This window comes from Chryseobacterium sp. MDT2-18 (assembly GCF_030815285.1).
Taxonomy (GTDB): Bacteria; Bacteroidota; Bacteroidia; order Flavobacteriales; family Weeksellaceae; genus Kaistella; species Kaistella salivictor.
Window position 1 is genome coordinate 74583 of record NZ_JAUSWQ010000008.1, and the last position, 24049, is coordinate 98631.

General features: G+C 38.7%; 19 protein-coding genes. 10 read left to right on the forward strand and 9 right to left on the reverse strand.

What is annotated here, in order from left to right; genetic code table 11:
* Nucleotides 1-196: 196 nt before the first annotated feature.
* The 5 genes from QF004_RS09655 to mutY all read right to left on the reverse strand — a co-directional run bounded on the left by QF004_RS09655 (nucleotide 197) and on the right by mutY (nucleotide 6474).
* Nucleotides 197-1567 carry a peptidylprolyl isomerase gene (locus tag QF004_RS09655; protein ID WP_373456895.1) on the reverse strand — a complete coding sequence of 457 codons (1371 nt, stop codon included), beginning with the start codon at nucleotides 1565-1567 and terminating at the stop codon, nucleotides 197-199.
* A 65-nt stretch (nucleotides 1568-1632) separates the two neighbouring features.
* On the reverse strand, nucleotides 1633-3462 hold the full coding sequence (locus tag QF004_RS09660) for a peptidylprolyl isomerase (RefSeq protein ID WP_133439955.1): 1830 nt from the start codon (nucleotides 3460-3462) through the stop codon (nucleotides 1633-1635).
* Nucleotides 3463-3567: 105 nt separating this feature from the next.
* A complete protein-coding gene (locus QF004_RS09665) occupies nucleotides 3568-4488 on the reverse strand; it encodes a PfkB family carbohydrate kinase (protein ID WP_133439954.1) in 921 nt (306 codons plus the stop codon).
* 195 nt (nucleotides 4489-4683) lie between these two features.
* Nucleotides 4684-5241 carry a gliding motility lipoprotein GldD gene (gldD, locus tag QF004_RS09670; protein ID WP_307425589.1) on the reverse strand — a complete coding sequence of 186 codons (558 nt, stop codon included), beginning with the start codon at nucleotides 5239-5241 and terminating at the stop codon, nucleotides 4684-4686.
* 180 nt (nucleotides 5242-5421) lie between these two features.
* Entirely contained in the window at nucleotides 5422-6474 is a 1053-nt protein-coding gene (gene mutY, locus QF004_RS09675; RefSeq protein WP_307425593.1) for an A/G-specific adenine glycosylase, read from the reverse strand.
* Nucleotides 6475-6521: 47 nt separating this feature from the next.
* Between mutY and QF004_RS09680 the strand changes: the two genes are divergently transcribed.
* The 6 genes from QF004_RS09680 (at nucleotide 6522) to QF004_RS09705 (ending at nucleotide 15020) form a co-directional block, all read left to right on the forward strand.
* On the forward strand, nucleotides 6522-6812 hold the full coding sequence (locus tag QF004_RS09680) for an HU family DNA-binding protein (RefSeq protein WP_133439951.1): 291 nt from the start codon (nucleotides 6522-6524) through the stop codon (nucleotides 6810-6812).
* A gap of 341 nt (nucleotides 6813-7153) precedes the next feature.
* On the forward strand, nucleotides 7154-8716 hold the full coding sequence (locus QF004_RS09685) for a ribonuclease E/G (protein ID WP_133439950.1): 1563 nt from the start codon (nucleotides 7154-7156) through the stop codon (nucleotides 8714-8716).
* Nucleotides 8717-9303: 587 nt separating this feature from the next.
* Complete coding sequence (locus QF004_RS09690) at nucleotides 9304-9846, forward strand: hypothetical protein (protein WP_307425601.1); 543 nt, start codon at nucleotides 9304-9306, stop codon at nucleotides 9844-9846.
* A 401-nt stretch (nucleotides 9847-10247) separates the two neighbouring features.
* A complete protein-coding gene (locus tag QF004_RS09695; protein WP_133439948.1) occupies nucleotides 10248-10742 on the forward strand; it encodes a hypothetical protein in 495 nt (164 codons plus the stop codon).
* A gap of 160 nt (nucleotides 10743-10902) precedes the next feature.
* On the forward strand, nucleotides 10903-13611 hold the full coding sequence (mgtA, locus tag QF004_RS09700) for a magnesium-translocating P-type ATPase (protein WP_307425604.1): 2709 nt from the start codon (nucleotides 10903-10905) through the stop codon (nucleotides 13609-13611).
* Nucleotides 13612-13832: 221 nt separating this feature from the next.
* Nucleotides 13833-15020: an MFS transporter gene (locus QF004_RS09705; protein WP_307425608.1), complete on the forward strand. Its 1188-nt coding sequence runs from the start codon at nucleotides 13833-13835 to the stop codon at nucleotides 15018-15020.
* A 198-nt stretch (nucleotides 15021-15218) separates the two neighbouring features.
* Here the strand turns inward: QF004_RS09705 and QF004_RS09710 are convergent, their stop codons facing one another.
* Both QF004_RS09710 and QF004_RS09715 read right to left on the reverse strand, forming a co-directional pair.
* Entirely contained in the window at nucleotides 15219-17267 is a 2049-nt protein-coding gene (locus tag QF004_RS09710; protein WP_307425611.1) for a pitrilysin family protein, read from the reverse strand.
* 6 nt (nucleotides 17268-17273) lie between these two features.
* Nucleotides 17274-18587 (reverse strand): pitrilysin family protein, encoded by a 1314-nt coding sequence (locus QF004_RS09715; RefSeq protein ID WP_133439944.1) that lies wholly within the window; start codon nucleotides 18585-18587, stop codon nucleotides 17274-17276.
* A 731-nt stretch (nucleotides 18588-19318) separates the two neighbouring features.
* Between QF004_RS09715 and QF004_RS09720 the strand changes: the two genes are divergently transcribed.
* The 4 genes from QF004_RS09720 (at nucleotide 19319) to QF004_RS09735 (ending at nucleotide 23001) form a co-directional block, all read left to right on the forward strand.
* On the forward strand, nucleotides 19319-20695 hold the full coding sequence (locus QF004_RS09720; protein ID WP_307425713.1) for an NAD(P)/FAD-dependent oxidoreductase: 1377 nt from the start codon (nucleotides 19319-19321) through the stop codon (nucleotides 20693-20695).
* 337 nt (nucleotides 20696-21032) lie between these two features.
* Nucleotides 21033-22097, forward strand: a complete 1065-nt coding sequence (locus tag QF004_RS09725; protein WP_307425613.1) for a Gfo/Idh/MocA family oxidoreductase — start codon at nucleotides 21033-21035, stop codon at nucleotides 22095-22097.
* A gap of 167 nt (nucleotides 22098-22264) precedes the next feature.
* Nucleotides 22265-22489 (forward strand): YdeI family protein, encoded by a 225-nt coding sequence (locus QF004_RS09730; protein ID WP_307425617.1) that lies wholly within the window; start codon nucleotides 22265-22267, stop codon nucleotides 22487-22489.
* A 2-nt stretch (nucleotides 22490-22491) separates the two neighbouring features.
* Nucleotides 22492-23001, forward strand: a complete 510-nt coding sequence (locus QF004_RS09735) for a hypothetical protein (RefSeq protein WP_307425619.1) — start codon at nucleotides 22492-22494, stop codon at nucleotides 22999-23001.
* Nucleotides 23002-23026: 25 nt separating this feature from the next.
* Here QF004_RS09735 and QF004_RS09740 read toward each other — a convergent pair whose 3' ends face one another.
* Nucleotides 23027-23197: a hypothetical protein gene (locus tag QF004_RS09740; protein WP_307425622.1), complete on the reverse strand. Its 171-nt coding sequence runs from the start codon at nucleotides 23195-23197 to the stop codon at nucleotides 23027-23029.
* The gene (locus tag QF004_RS09745; RefSeq protein WP_307425624.1) at nucleotides 23194-24045 is read right to left on the reverse strand and encodes an RteC domain-containing protein; all 852 of its coding nucleotides are present in this window, start codon (nucleotides 24043-24045) and stop codon (nucleotides 23194-23196) included. Before QF004_RS09745 ends, QF004_RS09740 begins: the two co-directional genes overlap by 4 nt.
* Nucleotides 24046-24049: the final 4 nt, after the last annotated feature.

Below are 24049 nucleotides of genomic sequence, written 5' to 3' on the forward strand. Positions count from 1 at the left end.
TTCTAGCCTCGATTGCAGCGGCATCCTTTTTTTTCGTCGTTCCTCCTCGAAAAAAGATACAGCGGAAAGCGGGACTGGATTTCTGAGAAGCGAAAATTTTGTTGCTCCTTATTCAGATTTTTATGCTTCTTTCCCGTAGAGTTTGTAAAATAATGGGCAAAAAAAAATCTCCGCCGATGCAGAGATTTAATTTTATTTATTTGGCAACTGTTTTACGCCAGTCGGTTTTGAAAGTACAGTCTTTGTAACGGTCGTTGATGGAGATAAATACATTCGGTAATTTTTCTTTTACCCATTTTTCTACCATTTCGTTTTTCTTTTTATTGAGCGCCATTTGCTTAATTCTGTTGTAATCGGTAGTAATATCCAGTTTATGCGCTGCGATCATATCATCGATTTTAATGATGGCTACGGTTTTTCGGTCCTGTTGCGCGGTATCTTCAAACACATCGGTGATGTCACCTTTGTTATGTCCTGCAATCTGGTAAGAGATCGTCGGCGGAAGATTTAGCTTTTCAATTTTATCTGAACCGTCCTGTCCGCTTATAATTCCTGCATTGAACTTGGTTTGTTTGTCATCGGAAAACCGATATGCTGCGTCTTTGAAACTCATTTTACCATCGATAATTAAAGTTCTGATGCTGTCTAATTCTTTTTTTGCAGTCTGAATCTCTTCCGCATTCGGTTCGGCCTTTAAGAGGATATGGCGGGCATCGTACTGCTTTCCACTTTTCTTTACCAGTTGAATGAGGTGGTATCCAAAATCGGATTCTACGGGATCAGACATTTCTCCTTCCTGCAGATTCAGTGCTGCTGCTTCGAAGGGTTTTACCATTTTGCCTTTTGCAATATTGGTGTACAATCCGCCTTTTGCGGCAGATCCCGGATCGTCTGAATAGATTCTCGCCTGGCTTTCAAATGATTCGCCTGCTAAAATATCCTGTTTTATTTTATTGAGTCGTGCAATGATTTCATCTTTATGGGCATCGGTCAGTTTGGGATACATGACAATTTGGGAAAGCGAGACTTCATCTTTCACCTCCGGAAGCTGGTATTGAAAAGTATTGAAAAAATCGGTTACTTCATTGGGAGTAACGTCTGCTTTATCAGTAATTCTGCCGAACTTCATCTGCCCGTAATAGTTGTCTGCATCAATCTTTTCGATGGCATTTTTCATCTCGTAAGAGGTACGGAACTTATAGGTTGACAGCATTGTTTTCTCATCCGGAAACTGTCCTAAGATCTGCGCGTATTTTTGGTTTGCCTGGTCTTTGATGGCTGCCGAGCGGTTTTCTATCAACGTATCTCTTTTGGCTTCATAGATCAAAAGTTTATTGTTGATGATGCTTTCCACAAATTCGCATTTGTTTGCAACACTGGCGCCCTGCTGTTTTGCAAAGTTGGCCTGCTCTTCTATATCTGATTCTAAAATAATTTCATCCCCTACGACTACCGCGATCCCGTCAATCATATCGCCTTTTTTCAAATGCGTCTGCGCTTTGTTGAGAGTCCCGAAAAACACAAGCATTAAGCTAAAAAGCAGGGTGAATTTTACATTTTTGTTCATATCTATTTTTTATCGATTTGCAAAATTATCATTCTAAACGAAATAACCTGCATGTTTTATTATAATTATTTCTTAAAATTCTTTTCTAAATCCTTAAGGAATTCGGGTTGGACCACAATTTTAGTTTTTGCTTTCTGTTCAGCGATGATTTCATTGAGCTTTTTTTCAGTCACCGCATCTTTCAGTTCTTCCGCTGCTTCTTCTTGAGTCATCTGGGACGGAGGAAGTATTTTATCAATGGCGATCACCAAAGATTTATCTCCCATTTTGGTGGTGTGAACGCCTGTTTTAAAAGGAACATTGTATTTGGTAAAGACATCAGCTTCTTTCGACATTTCGCCTTTTTCAAAATTCACCAGGACCTGTTTTTTGTCATTGAGTTTTCCGGCGAATTTCCCTTTTAAAAACTCCCAAGCCTTCACATCTTTTATTTCTTTAGAAATATCTTTGGTCAGTTTTGCATCACCGAAGATGGCAACTCTACCTTCTGCTCTTTCCCCCCAAAAGTATTTGGACTTGTGCTGGTTGTAATATTCAGTAAGCCATTCCGGGTGTTTTGCAATTTCTTCAGTCAAATATCTGGAGAAAATATAGTCCGAGTAAAGTGATTTTTTACTGGCTTCCAGTTCCTCTTTTACATTTTTAAGATTGGTAAAGTTCTGACTGTAAATTTTCAGAACATCCTGGGAATTGATATTATTAAGAGCTTCTGCCCACACTGCAGGTGATAGTTTTGCAGCATCGTCTTTTTTGTCGCCAACAAGTTCTTTGATAAATCCGGCGGTTACTTTTTCATTTTTATACTGATAAAGAAGTTCGCTGTCTTTTGCCGCCACTAAATTCTGATACGATTTTTTGATGTTCTGAAAAGCCGGAAATTCTTTATAAGAAGGATCCGTCTTCAGGTAAGCCGTCATCCTGTCCTGTAAAATTTCAGCATAAAGCGTGCTGTTCATCTCTCTCAGAAAGAATGCTCTGTTTTTTTCTGTTAACACATAAGGTTCAACATTATAAATATTAAAAACAAAATAACTGTCGCCAAAAAGCAAAGGTTCCGGCGTGTAATATCCCGCTTTTTTTCCTTTGAACAGTTCATAAACTTCGTCCGGCAAAGTTGGTGACCCCATGATTACGCCACCGTTATCTTTCTCATGTTCATTGGCACCATACAATTTTGCCACGTCCTGAAAGGTTTTTCCTTCTTTCAAATCCCGGTAAATTTTATCTTTTACCGAATCAGAACTGGCATCTTTAGGAAAAGAGATCGTTCCAAAAATCATGTAACCCAAACTTGGTCTGGAATTCAGAACTTTGGCAAAACCTATATAGGAAGGAGTGTTGAAAAATTTGGTCAGTGTATTATTCGGCGAAGTTTTAATCTCTGCATACATTTGATTATCAAGACTTCCCGGCTTAATGTAAATTGGTTTGGGATTCGCTTTTGTGTATTTTGAGATGGCTTCTTCGATGGTCAGTTTACCGGATTTCACATCGTTATAAACCTGCTGATAATCTGTTTTATCGCCTTCCGTTTTTTCTAAGATGAAAACCTGAACTTCTTTTTCTGTCTGATTATCTTTAACAAAATCATTTAAAACCGGATCGATCACCTGTGACGGAAAAAAATATTTACTTCTCAACTCCGCTTCTTTTTCCGACATTCTTTCACGGAAATAAGTCAAGGTATCTGCTTTTTTCTCGGCTGCAAATTGCTGAAACAGGTAGAAATTCTGTATAGAATTAATGGTATTGGCCACACCGGCATTTTCTAAACCGTATAAATTTTCTTTCTTGAACTGAGCCAGCGAAATACTGTCTTTGCCCACCATCATATATTGTGCAGAAATTCCACCGCCGAAAACCATCATCATCAATACACCGACTATTTTTCTCATATTTTTATCTGTCATTTTTTTTGAAGATTAATCCAATTTTAAATTTATCATTTCGGGAAGAAATGTAGTTGTTCCCGGAATTCTGATTCTTTAATCCGTGGAAAGTTAAACGTTTACTTCAAAAGTAGTTAATTCTTTAAAACTGTTGATTCTTTCAATCATTTCCGTTTCTGTAACTTCTTCTAAACGCTGAGTGCCGAATTTTTCCACCGTGAAGGAAGCCATGGCAGAACCTACGATCAGGGCAGATTTCATGGTTTCAAAGGAGAAATCTTCTTTCTTCGCTAAATAAGAAGCAAAACCTCCGGCAAAAGTGTCTCCCGCTCCGGTTGGATCATAAACTTCTTCTAAAGGCAATGCCGGAATGGCAAAGATTTTTCCTTCGTGGAATAACAGCGCACCGTGTTCTCCTTTTTTGATGATCACGAATTGCGGTCCCATCGCATGGATTTTCTGAGCCGCTTTTACCAGCGAATATTCACCGGAAAGCTGTCTTGCTTCTTCATCATTAATAGAGATTACATCGGTTTTCGCAATCATCTGCATTAAAATATCCAGAGCAGAATCCATCCAGAAATTCATGGTATCTAAAATAACCAGTTTCGGACGGTTGTGCATTTTTTCCAACACAGAAAGCTGAACGCCAGGATGAAGATTCCCCAATAATAAAATCTCGGCATCCTGCATTGATTCAGGAATTTTCGGATCGAAGTTTTCCAAAACGTTTACTTCGGTAACCAAAGTATCTCTTGAATTCAGATCGTTGTGGTATTTGCCGCTCCAGAAAAAAGTTTTCCCTTCTTTGATAATTTCAATTCCTTCGATATTCACCCCTCTTCCGGAAAGCATATCTAAATCGGTCTGTGGAAAATCGCCGCCAACAACGGAAACAATTCCAGATTCCACGCCTAAAACCGAAGAAGCAATACTGATATAGGTTGCAGCGCCACCCAAAATTTTATCTGTTTTTCCGAAAGGTGTTTCAATCGCATCGAAAGCCACTGAACCAACAACTAATAATTTCATATTTAAATTTGTTTTATTTTTTTATAAAATCTACCTTATAAAAGATATCATCTAATTTGTTTTATTTTTAACTGGATTACTTTATCCTTTCTTATATCGTCACTTTATGAATCAACTCCGTTTTATTAAAAAATACCTTACTTTAAAATAGTACTCATTGCACATTAATAATTGCTTATTGCCCATTATTCATGATTACTTTTTCCATTCAAAGGTTTCGATTAAATGGAGCATGTCTTTTTTAATATATTCTACCGCCGGCGCCAATGAATCGGGCTTCGGTCTTGAATTGAAATAGAGATTTGCGGTCACATAATGGCTTGTAGAATCGGTCACAAAAAACTGCAGATTCGAGGCACTTTGACCTTTCAGTTCATAGAAATTACCAAACACTTTCCGTTCAGGAAAACTAAATGATTTCGTGTCAATTGAACTCGCTTTGATGGTATGTTCGTACACCATTTTCTCCGATTCTTTTACATGAAGATCAAAATCATTTTTAATGGGAAAATAGGTGATAAAAACTTTTGCTTTCATTTTCGGATATTCGATATAATACCAGCACGGATTTTTCGCCGCTCTAACTTTGGCAAAATCCGAGTACTCAAAACTAAAATCGCACGGGGAAGTGAAACTTTGATATTTCGGGGCGGGATATTCTAAACGAAGTTCACCAGAAGGTTTTGGCTGTGCTTCTTTTGAACAGGAAAGCAAAATAAATCCTAAAAAAGTGAAAATGAGTTTTTTAAACATTGCGCAAAAATACGAATTAGTTTTAAATTTTTAATAAAGAAAAAACAGGCTTATGAATGCCACGAATTCACGAATGATTATCTGTAAAGTTTAAAGGTTTTATTATTTGTCCTTAAAGCAGTTTAAAGAAAATTGGTGAATCCGTCGCAGCAAAAAAAACATAAGCTCTGGTTAAAGAGTTCAGCGCATTAAAGATTTGTTTTCATAATAATCTTTCAGATAATTTTCCAGCGGTTTCGGGAAGGATTTCTGGTGCGATTCTTCATAGGTTATAATCGAAAAGCCGTTCCCGTGAGCAAATTCGGTGAAAATATCCTGCGACTCCAGTACAACATGACTCATCTGAATCGATAAATTTTTATGCGTCAGTTTATGAGCGATGGTTTTCTGCTTAATGACGGACTGCTGCCAGTCTGGCGGGACTTCAACAGGAAATTCAAAAAGTTTTTTCCAGATAAAATCGTCTTTTCTCTGTCGTACCAAAAACTGACCGTTATATTCCACAAATGAATAATACAGGTCCAAATCAGTTGGTTTCACTTTTTTGGTCTTTACGGGAAAACCAGAAATCTTTCCTAAATTAAAAGCGATACAGTCTTTATTTAAAGGACAGGATTCACACTTCGGATTTTTGGGTTTACAGATTTCGGAACCCAAGTCCATCATGGCTTCATTGAAATGTCCGGCTTCATTTTCGGGCATCATCTTTAAAGCCAGTTCAGAAAAATAATCAAAGGCTTTGGAGTTTGAAATATCAAAATCATCGGCAAACAATCGGGATAAAACGCGGTAGAAATTACCGTCAACAGCAGCAATTTTTTTTCCGAAACAAATGCTTGAAATGGCTGCTGCAGTGTACTTCCCGATTCCTTTCAACTGCAAAACATGGTCGTAATCAGCGGGAAAAACTCCATTAAAATCATTAATGATTTGCAGAGATGCTTTATGCAGATTCAAGGCTCTGGAATAATATCCGAGGCCTTTCCAATAGAGCAAAACTTCATCAGTTTCTGCCTCGGCTAAGGTTTGAACATCGGGAAATCTTTCAATAAAATTTCGGTAATGGTTAAGTCCCTGTTCTATCCGGGTTTGCTGAAAAATAATTTCGCAAATCCAAATCTTATAGGGATCATTGGTTTTTCTAAAGGGCAACTCTCTGCCATGGATTTTGTACCAATCCAGCAATTTCCTACCAACATGAAGAAAATCAGCATTTTGTTTTTTTGTTTTCAAAAATTCTTATTATATTTGCACACCAAAAATATAAATAAAAAAAGGAAATGACAAAGGCAGAATTGGTAAACACCATCTCAAATAAATTGGGAACTGAAAAGAATGAAACCCAGAAAGTTATTGAAGCTTTTATGCAGGAGATCAGAACATCAATGTATAACGGAGATAATGTGTATCTAAGAGGATTTGGTTCATTTATTATTAAAACCAGAGCAGCAAAAACAGGAAGAAACATCTCGAAAAACACCGCTATTGAAATTCCTGCTCATAATATCCCAGCCTTTAAACCTTCGAAAACGTTCGTAGAGAAAATCAAAACGAAAGTTCCAGTTAAGTAATAAACTAAATAATAAATATAAGTTACAAACAAAAAAATTTAAATTATGCCAAGCGGAAAGAAAAGAAAGAGACATAAGGTTGCGACCCACAAAAGAAAGAAAAGAAGAAGAGCAAACAGACACAAGAAAAAATAATCTCTTTGCGATTTACAATATAACAATATAGTTGGTGTTTTTATCTATTTAAAATTACACCGGCTATATTTTTGTTTATATCATAAGGATGACATTTCGCCAAATTTGATAAAACAAAACCAAGAAACTATTAAAAAATTGAGCAATTAGAATTGATTTTTTCAGAATTTCTAAGACCCTTAATATTTTAATCCCTTATCAACAGAATGAAGAAAGAACTGATTATATCACATGAAGGCGAGCAATCGAAGATTGCCTTGCTGGAAGACGGACGGCTTTTTGAGCTCCACGAACAGGAGGACAAAAGCGAATTCGTGGTCGGCGATTTATTTATCGGTAAAGTAAAAAAACTTGCACCCAATTTAAATGCTGCCTTCGTAAGCATTGGTTATGAGAAAGATGCCTTCTTGCATTATCAGGATTTAGGTCCACAATTTCTTACTTACAAAAAATTTCTACAAGACACTGTTTCCAAAAGACAACACAATTCGTCCTTAAAGAATTTCGAAATTCAAAAAGAGATTCATAAAAACGGAACCATCGATAAAGTTCTGGCTAAAGACGACAGCGTTATTCTACAGATCACCAAAGAACCGATCTCTACAAAAGGACCGAGAATATCAACTCAAATTTCCCTTACCGGAAGATTTTTGGTCTTGATTCCGTTTGACAAAAGCGTTTCTATTTCAAAAAAAATCAGCAACTCTGAGGAGAAGGAGAGACTCAAAACTTTAATTGAAAGCATTAAACCTGAAGGTTTCGGGGTAATTATCAGAACCGTTGCCGAAGGAAAAAAAGTCGCAGAACTCCACAATGACATGAATCAGCTGATTCAGAAATGGGAAACCGCATTCAAAAACCTTCAGAAAAACAAAGTCCCGAGCAGAGTATTGAGCGAAGAAGATAAAGCTTCCTCTATTTTACGGGATAATTTTAATGCTGATTTCGTTTCCATTATTTGTGATGACGAGCAAATGGTTGATGACATGCGGAATTATATCGAAGTTATCGCGCCGGAAAGAAAAAATATTGTTCAGTTCTACGATAAGCCTATTCCGTTAATGGAATATTATAACGTAGAAAAACAGATGAAACAGAGTTTTGGGAAACACGTGAATATCCCAAGTTCGAAAGGTGCCTATCTGGTCATCGAACATACAGAAGCACTTCATGTTATCGATGTCAACTCCGGAAATAATCTTTCCTCAGGAGCAGGTTCATCCAACAAAGAACATGCTTTGACGGTGAACAAAATGGCAGCCACTGAAATCGCCCGTCAGCTCCGACTGAGAGATATGGGCGGAATCATCGTAGTCGATTTTATCGATATGATTAATGCCGACCACCGACGCGATCTGTACGAACATTTCAAAGCTGAAATGAGCCGCGATAAAGCAAGACACAAAATTTTGCCACCGAGTAAATTCGGGCTGATCCAGCTCACCCGTCAACGGACCAAACCGGAAAAAGTAATCAAAACCAAGGAAGACAATCCTAATATTGACGGAGAAATCCTGGCCCCAATCGTTGTGGTGGAGCGCATGGAAGAAGTTATCCGGAATTTGATTCAAACCGAAAAAGGCAAACTATTTTTGCATGTCCATCCTTTTGTAGAAGCTTATTTGACCAAAGGTTTGAGGAGCATCCAAATGAAATGGTACTTGAAATACAAAAAATGGGTAACGATTATCCCAAGAGATTCTTTTAAATATCTGGAATACAAAATGGTCAATTCCAAAAAAGAGGAACTGATGAGTTATTCAAATTAAGAATAAGAAAGAATCATACTAAAACATATAACTTCCGGAGATTTTCGGAAGTTTTTTTTGTTTTGAATTAATGATATCGCGGAGTTTTTTTAACCGCAAAAGAAACAAAAGATATATTGTAAAAAGTTATTCAAAAGATGGCAAAATGTTGCGGCAAATTATTTATTTCAACCGGAGGAGATCTTATTATTCTTAAACCCTTAACCGAATCTTAATGGTTCAATTTTCACTGATAATTTTCAACTTTTTTTACCGCAAAAGAAACAAAAGATTATTTTAAAAAGTTTTTCAAAAGATGGCAAAATGTTGCGGCAAATTATTTATTTCAACCCGTGGAAATCTTAATATTCTTACTCCCTTAACCGAATCTTAATGGTTCAATTTTCACTGATAATTTTCAACTTTTTTCAACCGCAGAAGAAACAAAAGATTATTTTAAAAAGTTTTTCACAAATAGGAGAAGTTATTTTTAATAAGTATTTCGCAAGATTGCCATAGTTTAACTTTTTAAACCATTAACCCTCAAAAGTTTTTGAATTAAAATATCGCTATATTTGAAAGACCCAATCCATAATAAAATCACTTCTATGAAAACAAAATTATTTCTTTTGCTGACCGTTATTTCGTGCTCAAGTATGTTTGCACAGAGTTTCGAAAAGTTACTGTATTCCAAAAAAGACAAACCGACCGTTTTGATTAATGAAAACATTATCGCCAACTGGGAAATGATTAATACGCAGCCGAACATTACAATAAAGGAAATGCAGGTGATGAAATCCGCACAAAAAGGAATTGATCAATATGCGAAAACCTACCCAAATTTAAGTGAATATGGCTTGATTCTTTGTAAAGCAGATCTGGGAAATATTGAAACCAAAACTCAAAACGACATCAGAACATTTTTAGGCGCAGATCCTCAAACAAAAATATATGTGGATGGTTTTTTATTAATGAATAAAAATTACCTCATCGCTACCAACAGCATCAGGGAAATTGAATTCATCAGTCCAAACGAGCAGGATTTTAACAATGAAAAAATAATTAACGTCTGGACCTTAACTAAGGATACCAGATTCGGCTCTTTGAACCTTCTCAGAACTGAGAAATCAAAGACCAATAATCAAAACTGATTTACTTCCCATAAAATCTTATGAAAATTCTGGGAAAGAACAGCCTCAATAATTTTCAGTAATGTCAAAAAAAATAAGGACAGTCCAGACAGCGTTTTTTAAGCGCTGTTTTTTATGTGTTTATCTTTTATAACAATATTGCAAATTAAATAATAGCTGTTTAATATGATCTGGAATTCATCTTTTCTAATGTATTCAGGGAGCGTCCGCGTTTATCCGTTGTTTGATTCTGAGGGAAAGAAAATAAAAAAATAAATTGGAAGCTAAAAAAATACAGTTTGTAACCATTTCTATTATACCTTTGTATAATACTGAATATGAAAACGCTATGAGGATTTATTATAAAAAGTCCGAAAACCGATGAACGCGCAAAGCTCTTCTTCCGAACAAATAACAGCATAATGAAAATCAGTTTACCAACCATCCTCCTTTTTCTCCTGCCCTACTTTATAGTGAGCCAGAACCTGATGGATTACTCTACTATAAAAACGAATTCGGGCGAAGTAAAAATTCCCGGAGACTGGACGCTATTGAATACGGTACGCGCATCCGGCCAAACCTATCTGAAAAATGATGAAGGAATTATTATCGCAGTGGCACAAAATCTAAAGAAATCTTATCCATTTTATAAAGCAAACCGGTCGGATTTTGAAAACCTAAAAGCATTTTATAAATGGGATTCTGATTTCAAAAAAAAACATAAATTTAAAACGCAAAAACTTAAAGAGAATTCTGACTTAGAATTTATCATTTGGAAATATAAAGATAAACTGGACCGTGTATTTCTTTTCGGTTCATCAGAAAAAAATTTCTTAATTTTTTTAATTTATACCAATCAGTGGACGGAAACCGAAAAAATGCAGTTTTTAGAAAATCTGTATCAATGGAATAAATAACTGAAACAGAGTGAAAACTTTATAAAAAATTCACCACTGCATCAAGCAATAATGCACCCGGCCCATTTTTGCAGGAGGGAAAATTATAATCACAACCGGGAGCCGCAGCGGGTAAGCGCCTGAAACCGACGCTGCAAATTAATTTTAACATCCTGTCGCTATGTTGAATATTTTACATAAAAAAGTGACCGCCAGTTTAGTTGCGCCGGATAACAGCGCAAACCAACTCGCAGCGAAACAACTTTTAGAAGCCGCAGAAGCCGATCCCCAAAAACTGTTCATTCAGCTCGAAAGCAGTGAGGAAGGTCTTTCAGAAGATCAGGTTCTAAAAAAAAGGTTAGCGTATGGCATCAATGAAATAGCGCACGAAAAAGCACCCTCCTGGTATATTCAGTTACTCGGCGCTTTTATAAATCCTTTCAATGGGGTCTTATTCTTAATCGGCGTGGTTTCCTTTTTTATGAATGTAATTTATGCGGCTCCCGGCACCAAAGATTACAAAGAAGTGATTGTGGTTTTGCTCATGATCCTGACCAGTGTCCTGCTGAGATTCTCTCAGGAATTCAGAAGCAATAAAGCGGCAGAAGAGTTGAAAAGCATGGTTAAAACTAATGCGTCGGTGCTGCGGAAAGACTCGGGTAAAATTGATATTGATATCAAAAAATTAGTCCCCGGTGATCTTATTTCGGTATCTGCCGGTGACATGATTCCCGCTGACGTCAGAATACTTCACTCCAAAGATTTATTCGTAGGCCAATCAATGCTGACCGGTGAAGCCATGCCTGTTGAGAAACACGATACGCTGCTGACGGACAGTTCCGAAAAATCTTCACTCGACTTAGAGAATATCTGTTTCCTTGGGACCAATGTGGTGAGTGGAACTGCTCAGGCAATCGTAGTGGCCACAGGCAATCAAACGTACTTTGGCACGATGTCGGAATCACTGGTGGGCAAAAGAGCCGAAACCAGTTTTGAAAAAGGAGTCAACAGTGTAAGCTGGCTGCTCATTCGGTTTATGTTTGTTATGGTTCCGCTTGTTTTTTTAATTAATGGATTGACGAAAGGAAACTGGCTGGAAGCATTTATGTTCGGTATCAGCGTTGCCGTAGGATTAACGCCCGAAATGTTGCCGATGATTGTAACGACCAATCTGGCGAAAGGCGCCGTAAGCATGAGCAAAAGAAAAGTAGTGGTCAAAAGATTAAATGCCATTCAGAATATCGGTGCGATGGATATTCTTTGTACCGACAAAACCGGAACTTTAACGCTTGACAAAATAGTCATGCAAAGACATCTCAACATTCACGGTATCGAAGATGACGAAGTTTTTAAGTGGGCGTATCTGAACAGTTTTTATCAAACCGGTTTGAAAAACCTCATGGATTTGGCCGTAATCGATTATCATGAAACCCATGAAGAGGTACAGGCCGATTTAAAGCTGGCCGAATTTAAGAAAGTAGATGAGATACCTTTTGATTTTAACCGGCGGAGGATGTCTGTCATTTTGGAAGAAAAAAACCGCAAACACTTTTTGATCTGCAAAGGCGCTGTCGAAGAAATGCTGTCGGTCTGTAACCGGGCAATAGATCCGGGGGCAGATGAACAAAGTCAGTTTTTCACAGATGCCATTATTCCTTTAGACGAAAATCTCAAAAACAAAATCATCAAAATCATAGATAAGCTCAATGAAGACGGACTTCGGGTACTGCTTATCGGTGTAAAAGAAAGCGATGCAGGACCGCTTACATATTCGATCGCTGATGAATGCGACTTGGTACTTACCGGTTTCATCGGTTTTCTGGATCCTGCAAAACCAACGGCAAGTGCGGCCGTTCATGAACTGCAGAAATTAGGAGTCAACATAAAAGTGCTGACAGGTGATAACGGTATTGTCACTAAAAAGATTTGCCGTGAAGTGGGTATTCCCGTAACGAATGTGCTGCTCGGCAACGAGCTGGAAAAGATGACTGATGAGGAATTTCAAAATAAAATCAGCACGGTATCCATACTCGCAAAATTAAGTCCGCTGCAAAAATCCAGAGTCGTGAAACTGCTCCAGCAAAAAGGACACACCGTGGGATTTATGGGCGACGGAATCAATGACGCGGCGGCTCTGCGCGATGCAGATGTGGGCGTCTCGGTGGATACCGGCGTAGATATCGCCAAAGAAAGTGCCGATATCATTCTGCTCGAAAAAGACTTAATGGTTCTGCAGAAAGGTGTTGTTTACGGCCGCAGAACTCATGGAAATATCATTAAGTATATCAAAATGACTGCCAGCAGTAATTTCGGAAACATGTTCAGCGTTTTGGGTGCCTCGGCTTTATTGCCATTTTTACCCATGCTTCCGATACAGATTTTAATCAATAATCTCCTGTATGATTTCTCGCAAATATCAATTCCATGGGACAGAATGGATTCTGATTACATTCAAACTCCGCACAAATGGGACGCCAGCGGAATCAGCAAATTCATGATCATCATCGGTCCGATCAGCTCTGTTTTCGATTACGCCACTTTTGCTCTGATGTGGTTTATCTTCAAAGCCAATTCACCGGAACACCAGAGTTTATTCCAGACTGGCTGGTTTGTAGAGAGTTTGATTTCCCAAACTTTAATCGTTCACATGATTCGCACACGCAAAATTCCGTTTATTCAAAGTTGGGCTTCCGCACCCGTTGTGGCTCTCACCTCCACCATAATGCTGGTCGGCATCCTGATTCCCTTCTCCCCTTTTGCCGCCGCTTTCAAAATGACGCCTTTGCCTTTGATTTATTTCCCGTGGTTATTGGGGATCCTGTTCAGTTATTGCTTACTGACTCAGTTTGTGAAAAATTGGTTTATTAAGAAATACAACAGCTGGTTATAGCATTGTGGTAACTTGCTCGCCCCCAACCCTCTCCAGAGAAAAGGAGCCGCCGCAAAAGTTGAGTTTTACTCAGGCCGGGGCGCAGATTTTCGCTAGAAACGAAATTGGAGATAAAAATCAGAAATACACTGGCTTTCAAATAATTATGAACTTCCGTATATTTGATAAGCTGTTATGGAACGACCTGCAAATATTGAACAAACGACTAAAAAGGAGAAATTGTGAAATATATTACACGCACTGTTTGGATCTTATCATTAGTCAGTCTCTTCACCGATATTGCCAGTGAAATGCTGTATCCGGTGATGCCCATGTATTTAAAATCAATCGGCTTTTCAATTGTGCTCATCGGAATACTTGAAGGCGTTGCAGAAGCTACGGCAGGCATGAGCAAAGCTTATTTCGGTAAACTTTCAGACAATTCGGGCAGAAGAGTTCCATTTGTTAAAATAGGATATGCTTTCAGTGCAGTTTCAAAACCGATGATGGCGATTTTCACTTATCCCCTTTTGATTTTCTTTAGCCGTACCCTTGACCGTTTCGGAAAAGGAATTAGGACGGCGGCAAGAGATGCCCTGCTTTCAGATGAAGCCACCGTGGAAACGAAAGGTCAGATTTTCGGCTTTCACCGATCCATGGATACTTTGGGAGCGGTCATCGGGCCTTCTTTGGCTTTAATTTATCTGTATTATTATCCGCAGAACTATCGGACCTTATTTTTTGTTGCTTTTATTCCGGGGCTTCTTGCTGTTCTTGCCTCTTTTTTATTGAAAGATAAACATCCTAAAGACATCAAACCAAAAACAGCTGCTTCTTTCTTTTCGTTTATTAATTACTGGAAAGTAAGCCCGCCGGAATACAAAAAATTAGTCATCGGACTCCTTGCTTTTACCCTTTTTAACAGCTCAGACATTTTCCTTCTGCTCAAAGCAAAACAGTCTGGACTTGATGACACAGTGGTTATTGCGGTCTATATCTTTTATAATCTTATTTATGCATTGTTTTCTTTTCCAATCGGGATTCTTGCGGACAAAATAGGTCTGAAAAAAATTCTTATATCAGGTCTGCTCCTGTTTTCAGCGGTTTACTTTGGAATGTCGGTGAACACCAATCTGTATGTATATTTTGGACTGTTTTCTCTTTACGGGATTTACGCCGCAGCGACCGACGGGATTTCAACAGCGTGGATTTCCAATATCAGTGACCGGAAAGATACCGCAACGGCCATCGGAACATTTTCGGGATTTCAGAGCATCTGCACCATGCTCGCAAGTTCATTTGCAGGACTTATTTGGTTTCAGTTCGGTGCAGCCGCGACTTTTTTAATCTCCGCATTTGCCACACTGATTGTCGTTCTTTACCTTCTCACAATTTGTAAACCCAAGACTTTAATCAAAGAAAGTCATTAGACAAAAAAAAAGCACAATAGCCGGTTATTCAGTCTTTCGTTTGATGTGAATCCTTTTAAATAAAATCAGGTTCGAAGATCATCGTTCTACAGTCGTCTGATTTTCAGTATTAATATAAAGTATAAAATTTCCAAAATCCTTTATAACAAAAAAAACGGCACCTTTCAGTGCCGTTGATCAATTATTCAAACAGAAAGTTTATTTAAAATCTTCTGCGGTCGCTTTGTTTAATTCGTAAGACTTTACATCCAGCTGCATGTCCTGTCCCATTTGGTTTACTTTGATGGTAAACGGTAACTTAACGCCGTCAACGTCTTTGTAATTGGAATAGTAACTGGGAACTTCAATTTCCTGACCCTGCATTTTCTGCTTTTTGATTTCACCTACTTTTAAGCCGGTTTTTACGTCATAGTAATAGGTGGTATCTCCAGACTTTACCGCGTAGGCATCCGCACCTTCTATTTTTTCGATGCCGCCGAGCGTGTACTCTTTAGAAGTTGCAAAAGCTAATTCCGGGAAAAGGTTTTTTTCTTTGGCGTATGCTTCCTGCATTTCTGCGGGCATATCCATTTTATTTCCCTGTGCGGTCATCGACCCTTTCATGCCGTCGTAAGTCATTTTCTGAATGGTATTCCCCATCATCGAAATTTCCATATTTACTTTTCCACCGATGGCCTGCGTATTTTTAATACCCAGTTCCATTCCCTGCATTTTCGTGGTCGCTACAGAAGTAATCGAGGTAATCTTCGAAACTTTGTCTTTCCCACCGATCGCCGCAATGTATTTATCGGCAACGCCGGCTAAAGTGACACTGGCATCAGCTTTCTTTACTTCAGGTTTGGCCACGGGATTTCCATAATTATCAAAATACTTTACCGGATAACCCAAAGCATCTAACTGCCCGGCAAACTGGCTGGTTTTTCCCGCCACAAATATTCTCATATTGTTGGGTTTGATGAAAGAATCAGAAGCTTTCTGTACCTGATCAACCGTCAGAGCATCCACCGATTTCAGATAATTGGAATAGAAATCTTTTGGTAAATCCTGGGTAATTAAATTCAATGCAAACCGCGCAACTGTTTCCGGTCTTTCCAGAGAAAGAATGAAACTGCCTTTAAGTTTTTCTTTTGCGTTGTGCAGTTCTTCGGGTTTAATGGTTTTTATTCCCTTAATTTCTGTCATAAATTCTTTGATCGCTTTGTCGGTCACTTCACCACGAACATTGGCAGTTCCGCCAAAACTGGAATCATATTTCGAAACATCCAGAGAGGTATAAGCGCCGTAAGTAAATCCGTTTTTCTCGCGAAGGTTCATGTTCACCCGGGTTTCCAGACTTCCGCCTCCTAAAATATAATTCGCTGTCGTTGCTGCAAAATATTGAGGATCTTTCATTTTTAAATCATGAAGATCTCCCAACATAATCACAGACTGCGCCGCCGTAGGAACATCTACAACATCGATTTCGGTTTTCGCAACATTAGAGAATTTCGGTAATGAAGGATATTTGTAATCTGATTTTTTCCAGCCCTCAAAAGCATTCTCAATCATTTTCTTCACCTCGCTGTACTTCACATCACCGATGACCACCAGGTAGCCGGTATTGGGTGCATACGATTTTTTGTACATATCCTGAACATCAGCCAAAGTAATAGCATTCAAAGTCTGTTCAGTTTGATATTCCCCTAAAGCGGTATTTTTGCCATAAGTCAAAACATCGAAAACGCGCTTGCCGATTACCTGTGCACTTAACTCACTCGATTTCAAACCTGCAATTCCTCTTTCTTTAGATTTACTCAATTCCTCATTCGAGAATTTGGCATCGGTAATTCCGGCTGCGAAAAGATTTAAAATTTCCGCGTAGTATTTTGAAAGCGTGTTGGCACTGGCACCATTTGCCCGATAGTTAATGGACGCTCCCAGGAAATCTACTTTTTTATTAAACTCGTCTTTTGATATTTTCGAAGTTCCGCTGCCCAAAAGATCCGCCATAATATCACTTACTCCAGCTTTGTTTCCCTCCACCACTGGCGGATGGTCAAAAGTCAGAGTGGTGTTTACCCGCGGTAGTTTATGATCTTCTACCACCATCACGGTTAAACCGTTTTTCAGTTTAAAGGTTTGGGGCGTGGCGATATTCACCGTCGGCGTAGGTCCCGGTTTCGGCATTTGGTTAAGGTCGATAACCTGTGCACTGATCAAGCCAGAAACAAAAAATACGGCGGCAATACTATATAATGATTTTTTCATTTTCGATTATTTTTTTTCCGGTAAATAATTAATAATAACTCTTTGGTTGCTGTTCAGGTATTTCTTGGCAACCTCGCGGATGTCTTCACGCGTGATGTTTCGGTAGATTTCAATTTCTTTATTGATTAAATTGGCATCGCCCTGTAAAACGTGATAGGTCGCCAAAGAACTTGCAATTCCCTGAATGCTTGAATTGGCATTCACGAACTGATTTTCAAACTGGTTTTGAAGTTTCTGAAAATCTTCTTCGCTGATTAAAGTCGTCTGAAGTTTTTTCACCTCAGCATCGATATCTGTCCGCAAAGCAGCTTCTGTGGTCGTTCCTAAAGGAATCGCGAAGAATGCAAATACGCTGTAATCTTCTTCACCCAAATTAATGGCCTGAACCTGAAGTGCTTTTTTATCCTGATCAACCAGTTTTTTATACAGAACCGAAGATTTCCCATTACTCAAATAAGAAGAAACCATATCTAAAACTTTAGAATCGCGTGTCTTATCACTTGGCGTTCTGTAGGTATAAAGATAAGCCGGCAACTGAATATTAGGATCAGTATAAGTCATCACCGTTTCTTTGGTAATCGGATCTTCTTTAGGTAAATTTCTTACAATTGGTGCTCCTTTCGGAATGCCTGCAAAATAAGTATCGATCAGCTTCCTGGTTTCAGCCGGCTGAAAATCTCCTGCGACCACCAAAGTTGCGTTATTCGGAACGTAATATTTTTTAAAGAAAGTCAAAAACTCTTCCAGTTTCGCGGAATCCAGATCTTCCATTTCACCGATGGTGGTGTTTTTGTAAGGGTGTTTTTTAAAAAGACCAAGCTTAATGGCTTTCATAATATTACCGTAAGGCTGATTATCAACGCGCATTCTTTTCTCTTCTTTCACCACTTCATTCTGGGTATCCACGCCGATCTGGTTAATTACCGGATGTCTCAATCGCTCAGATTCCATCCACAAACCGAGCTGTAAATTATTGGAGGGGAAAGTTTCGTAGTAATACGTCCGGTCATCGGTGGTATTGGCGTTATTGGTTCCGCCGTTGGCAGCCACAATTTTCATCCATTCGCCACGCTTGATGTTGGGCGTTCCCTCAAAAAGCAAATGCTCGAAAAAGTGAGCAAAACCGGTTCTGTTCTCGATTTCATCTTTTGCCCCTACGTGATACATCACCGCAGTGGTAACAACAGGCGCCTTATTGTCCTGATGCAGAATCACATGCATGCCGTTTGGCAAATCATATTCCTCAAATTTAATTTCCTGAGCCTGCGACACCACCCCCAAAAGGAGAAGGCCAAAAGCTGAAAAAGATTTTTTTATCATAATTTTATATTATTTCTATGATCAATAAGTAGCTTATTTTCCGGGAAAGTTACAGTATCGGCAAAACTTTTAGGCTGACAGCGGGAATTTATAAAAAGATGATCGCTTCATGCAAATGTAGAAGCAGTATTTTCTTAATAATTCTTAATTCCTTAATGTTTAAAATAAATCTTTTAAATGAAAATCACACGGATTCCACAGATTGAGATAATTATTAATTTTAAACCAATGGAAGCTGTGTTTAATTAAAAATGCCTTGAGGAAGTGAATGGTAAATTTTTCCCATTAAGGAATTAAGGGAAATTCAGATATTTACGATGAATGACAGAAGCAGCATTTTTCTTAATAATCCTTAATTTCTTAATGTTTAAAATAAAACCAAACTTCTTTGTTGAAAAAAAATCACAAACAACTGATAAACAATACGCCCCGAGCCGGACTTGACGATGATTCCCACCATCGCAAACAAAAAGAAGACCCCTGCTTCTTATTCTCAAATTAGGAATTCCGCAAAAAAATCCGTATTTTAGCAATATTGCTTAATTATAGAATTCACATTGGAAATTCCGTTCGCTGATGATTCATCAAATTATTTCCATGTTTAGAGACTGGATCTCTTCCTTCTGCATCCCGCAGAAAATTTTTAAAAGCTATTATTAATTTTAGAGAATTTACTTTTTTAAAAAGCAGATTTTCTTACTAAAATATTTTATATGATCAACAAAAATGTCATGAAAAACAAGCGTGTCGGCATTATCGGTGCTGGCCCAAGCGGTTTAGCCCAGATCCGTGCTTTCGAAGCGCTGAAAGACCAGGGTTATGTGATGCCCGAAATTATCTGTTTCGAAAAACAGGAGAACTGGGGCGGCATGTGGAACTATTCATGGAGAACAGGCGTCGGCAAATATGGCGAACCTATTCACGGAAGTATGTACAAATATCTTTGGTCCAATGGTCCGAAAGAATGCCTGGAATTTTCTGATTATTCATTTGACGAACATTTCAAGAAACCCATTTCCTCTTATCCTCCGCGGCCTGTATTATTCGATTATATTCAGGGACGGATTAAAAAAAGCAACGCGCGGGAGTATATCCGTTTCGACACCACCGTAAGATGGGTGAGTTTCGATGAGGAAACCCAAAAATTCAGCGTCGTTCTCGATGATTTAAAAATCGACAAAACCTATACCGAGGAGCTGGATTTTTTAGTCGTAGCGTCCGGCCATTTTTCCACCCCCAATATGCCTTACTTTAAAGGAATTGAAAACTTCCCCGGAACAGTGATGCATGCTCATGATTTCAGAGGTGCAGATCAGTTTATCGACCGGAATGTTTTGATCATTGGCAGCAGTTATTCCGCAGAAGACATTGGCGTTCAATGTTATAAACACGGTTCAAAATCGGTAACGCTGAGTTACAGAAGCAACCCGATCGGCATCGACTGGCCGGAAGGAATTAAGGAACTTCCGTTGGTTACGCATTTCGAAGACGACACCGCTTTCTTTAAAGACGGCACGACCGAAAAATATGACGCCGTGATTATGTGTACCGGTTACAAACACAAGTTCCCGTTTTTACCCGATGAACTTCGGTTGAAAACCAAAAACAACCTCTTCCCGGATCAGCTGTACAAGGGAATATTTTTCAATCAGTTGCCGCAGTTAATTTATTTGGGAATGCAGGATCAATATTACACCTTCAATATGTTCGATGCGCAGGCTTGGGTTGCCCGGGACTTTATGATGGATCGCCTGGAATTGCCTTCGGAAGCCGCGAGAAGATTCGATATGGACCGATGGTTAAAGAAAAATAACGAATTGGAAAGCAGTATCGACAATGTCGATTTCCAGTCGGATTATATCAAGGATTTACTTGCTCTTTCGGATTATCCGCATTTCAGTGTAGATAAAGTGGCCGAAATGTTCAAGGAATGGCTTCTGGACAAAGAAGAGGACATTCTTACGTACCGCGACAAAACTTATCAAAGTGTGGTTACCGGAACCATGGCCGCTCAGCACCACACCGACTGGATGGATGAATTAGACGACAGCAAGGAGCGCTATCTTTATGCAGCTGAGGAAGAAGAATTCATTGCCGAACGCATTTAAAAAACGCACCTCAAATTGTACTCTTCAGTATTTCTGAAGGGTATTTTTTTGATTAAAATAATGGATATCTGTTTTCATTAATAATGTAGTTTTTAACGCAAGGACGCAACTATTTTTTTTGACTCACCCCCTTTTCTTGATGCTTCTTTTAAGACGTAAAGGAGTTCGGGTCCGTTGAATCTTTAGATTTTATCCGGTAAAGTCTGTGTGACGTTTTCTGAGGGGTATTTTTGCTTAAAGTTTTACGATCATTAAATTTTTTAGTCTTACATAGATTTCATCATCAGCAACGGTCTAAAGATATTTTTTATCAATATATTTGTTAAAATTAAGAACTATGCAACTGGTAAAAGTCGGCCTCTGTGCCTTTGGAATGAGCGGAAAAGTTTTTCATGCCCCTTTTTTAAAGGAACATCCGGGATTTTTTATAAATGCGGTCGTAGAAAGATCGAAACAAGAATCAAAGTCCAGATATCCTGAAACCGTTATTTACAGATCCGTCAAAGAAATGCTTCAGCACTCAGATATCGAATTGGTCGTCGTCAACACGCCGGTTCAGACTCATTTTGAATATGTAAAAATGGCTTTGGAAGCCGGGAAAAATGTAATCGTAGAAAAACCTTTTACCGTAAATGTTGCCGAAGCCAAAGAACTGGTGAAGCTGGCGGCAGAAAAAAACCTTTTTCTCAGTGTTTATCAAAACCGCAGGTTCGACCGTGATTATCTTCAGGTTCAAAAAGTTTTAAACGAAGGAAAGTTAGGAAATATCAAAGAAGCAGAAATCCGTTTCGACCGATTTCGTATAGAACCCAGCGCAAAAGAGCATAAAGAAAATCCGCAGTTAAAAGGTTCCGGTGCGCTGCATGACTTGGGATCTCATCTCATCGATCAGACGACCCAACTTTTTGGCTTTCCCGAAAAACTGTTTGCTGATGTCTTTCCGATGAAAGGTTCAGCTTTTGCGAATGATTATTTCGAGATTCTGCTTTATTATAAAAACGGTGTAAGAGTCCGGTTGAAATCTTCTGTTTTCAGCAAAGAAGCGCATTATGCTTATATTCTTCACGGCGATAAAGGCAGTTTTTTACAGGAAAGAACCGATGATCAGGAAAACGAACTGGTTTCCGGAGCTGTTCCCACTTTCAACAAAGACTGGATGAAACCATTAAAAGAACCGGACGGAATTCTGAATTATTTAAAAGAAAACTCCGTTTCCGAAAGAATTCTCACTTCCAGCGAACCGGGAAATTACATGAATTATTATCAGGAGATTTATGAACATATTGTTTTTGGTTATCCGCTACCTTCTCCGGGATCAGAAATTATTCAGAACATGAAAATCATTGAAGCTGCTTTGGATAGTTCAAAAGAAGGAAAGGTCGTTGATTTTTCCGACCAGTGATCGCAAAAAAAAGTTTCCGCTTCCCGATACTTTTATTCCGGAGATGAAAATAATATTGGTAATCAATTTCTCTTTATAGAAGATCTTAAAGATATTTTTCATTAGAAATGAAGTTTATGGGTATATTTGAGATTTAGTGGTAAACTTAAAATACAAACCAAAATAATATGTTAAAAAGAGGAGAACACATCGAAGGAATTCCGGCTGAACTTCAGTCATTGCTTGACAGTGACCCAAAAGCAAAAGACTTTTTTGAAACATTATCCGCCTCCTACAAACAGGGCTATTGCGACTGGGTGGGGTCGGCAAAACAGGAAGCAACAAGGCAAACGAGAGCCGGAAAAGCGGTTTTGATGCTTAGAAATAATCAAAAAACGTTAAAAACAGTTTAGTAATGAAAATAAAGTTACTGTTCACAACTCTTTTTTTCCCGCTGACGATTTCCTGCTTCGGGCAGCAAAGCAAAAGCTGGAACCAGTGGAACTGGTTAATCGGCGAGTGGAAAGGCGAAGGCAGCGGACAACCGGGGCAAGGTGGCGGCACTTTCTCCTTTGCCTACAACCTTGATCATAATATCATCGAAAGAAAGAGCCATTCCGAATATCCGGCCACCGCAGATAAACCCCTGGTCATACATGATGACCTGATGTTCATCTACCGGGACTTTGCCGGAAATCCCTCCAAAGCAATCTACTTTGACAACGAGGGACACACGATCCAGTATTCCATCTCGTACGCCGGTAAATCCATCGTCATGACCAGTGACAAAATTCCAAATGTTCCTGTTTTCCGGCTGACGTATACTTTGCTTGATCCTGAAATCATCAATACCAAATTTGAAATATCGCAGGACGGAGTGCAGTTCATGACCTATATCGAAGGTAAAAGCAAGAAGATAAAATAGGCAAAACGGTGGAAAAAGTTTCACCTCAGTAATAGACCTTATCGGCAACAGAAGAAAAATTCACGGTGGTCATCAGTGCCTTTAAAGTGCTGATCGCCTGATCAGTCTCCATCAGTTCACCCCATAAGATATTCTCAAATCCTAAAATTACTTGCAATTCATCACGCCGCATATACAGAAGAATGCCATTCTTCATTCGTCACCATTTTCAAAATACTGATTTAAACCATCATGAAGCGCCTGCAGAAATTTTGTGCGCCCCGTTTTACGGTTTTTAATTTCATGCAATGTTTTATAGAAATTTCCGAGCTCAATATTGAAAGACTTCTCAACAAATTTTACCGTTTCACTGAAATCAATATTGCCTCCGTTGAAACACCGCATCACATGCAGCGCATAGAGCAATTCAATCAATCCCGATTTAGAACCGGACCAGGTGAGTGGTGATTTATCAGAAAACTTTTCAAAAAAATAACCGTCAATATGGTAAATAGACTGTAGAAGATATTTCTCCAGGCGGTCGTTGGCAATAATCTGCGCAATGAAATGGTCATGGGAAGTCGTGAAATCACGGTCATAATTATACAGATTGACATCAATGCTCATTTTGAAATCAAACTGATTCCGGACAAAATATTTTTCATCAAGATACGTCGCTTTACGCCGGTAATATTCATAAAATTCACCATATTCATCAACAAAATTTTTCAGATGCTGCAGTTCATATTCGTAATATCCCTTTAGGATATATTGCCCGGCATTGGGTCTGGCAACTTCAATAGACAGCAGTTTGGAGTAATAGATAAACTGCGAAACGAAGAGGGGTTTTAATTCCTTAAAAAAATAGACTTCATCGGCAACAGAACAAAAATTCACGGTGGTCATCAGCGCTTTTAAAGTGCAGATCGCCTGATCGGTCTCCATCAGAAATCTTTCATATTTCTCGGGGTCTTCCCCCTTATGGCTGACTTCAATCTCTTCGAGTGCAGCCAGCAGATCACTGTACATTTTTTCCGCTCTTCTGAAAAATAGTTTTGCATTCATATTT